Genomic DNA, 1,384 nt, shown 5'->3' with positions numbered 1-1,384 from the left:
TAAACATAACAAGGCGTTCAAGAGGGATTCGCAACGCATGGCATTTTCATTATGCGTTGATTTTATTAGTTTTTAGTGCAATGCGGTGAGTTGGTAGTCGCGTTGCTCACCCCTTAACGCGGCGTTAAGGCTACTAATAGGGTAGGTATATGTTTCAAGAATTATTAGATGATTGTATAGGTGAAAGATCCTTACTATTAGGTAATGGATTTGGGATATCTTTTGACGCAGCGATGAATGAAGATAACTTTAACTGGAATTCATTGTTGGATCTTTGCGAAATCGAAGAAGGGACGGAGCTACACCAATTACTTGTAAATAATCGATTTGATTTTGAGTTGGTTCACCAAAAAATTAATAGCTGTATTGACGTATTAGATTTATACGCACCAGTTTCACCCCTTCAGCAACACCTAGCTACTCAAATAGAATATTTAAGAGAGCAACTAATTATTGCTGTCAGCAGATCTCATCCGTCATCTTTTTCACAACCTCGAAGAGGATTTGGAGCCGCGGCAAACCTGAATAGAAAGATCAATAATTGTAGAAATTTTCTTAATGGGTTTAATACAATCTATTCTTTGAATTATGACTTACTATTATATTGGATTCGTTGTCATCGAAACCAAAATATTGGGCGGGACTCCTTCACTCGCTTAAACGGTGAACTAGTATTTAGCCCTGATAACCAAGCGAATTATTTTTTCCCCCATGGCGCATTGTTTTTATATAGAGATGGAGTCTCTGCGACTAAGTCTGGCAGCTCTGAGCGGAATCCTATTTTGGCTAGACTAGAAAACAACATAGCTAATGGTAAATTCCCGATGTGCATTTCAGAAGGAACTGGTGATCAAAAACTAGACGAAATAAAGAAAAATCACTACTTATTGTATGCATATAATAGAATTAAAGATTCAAGAGGTAGTGTTTTTACTTTTGGTTGTTCCTTTCTCGAAGGAAAAGACAGTCACATCATCGAGGCTATGTGCTTAAGTGGTGTTGATAGAATTATTGTAGGGGAGTTCAATCCAAGTCCTGCAACTGAATATCGGTTGAATCATGAGTTTGCTATCGTACAAGAACGTTTGGGTACAAATAAGCAGGTTATTATCGCTAATACTCAAGGCGCGCAGATTTGGTAGCCTTAACAAACTGTTTAAGAGTGATTCGCAACGCGTGGCATTTTTACTATGCGTTGCGTTTAGTGTTTAAAGTGGTATGCGGTGGCTTCGGTATTGCGTTGCTCACACCTTAACAGGGCGTTATATTTCTCTTAAATTCAACGTGTTACAAATTTAAAAGTTAAGTGGTAATGTGAGTGTTTTACTGGTTGATGATTTCTTGTGAAGCATAGCTGTTGATTTGATCAAGTTTATCAATGTCT

1 protein-coding gene is annotated in these 1,384 nt (G+C 37.6%); it reads left to right on the top strand.

Annotation, left to right across the window (positions count from 1 at the left end; genetic code table 11):
• Window positions 1-149: 149 nt before the first annotated feature.
• Window positions 150-1,142: a DUF4917 family protein gene (locus tag FKN93_RS17335; RefSeq protein ID WP_170905762.1), complete on the top strand. Its 993-nt coding sequence runs from the start codon at window positions 150-152 to the stop codon at window positions 1,140-1,142.
• The last annotated feature ends 242 nt before the right edge of the window (window positions 1,143-1,384 follow it).

It is taken from the genome of Vibrio sp. A8-1, assembly GCF_013048685.1.
Lineage (GTDB): Bacteria > Pseudomonadota > Gammaproteobacteria > Enterobacterales > Vibrionaceae > Vibrio > Vibrio metschnikovii.
This window is presented reverse-complemented; position numbering and strand designations above follow the sequence as displayed.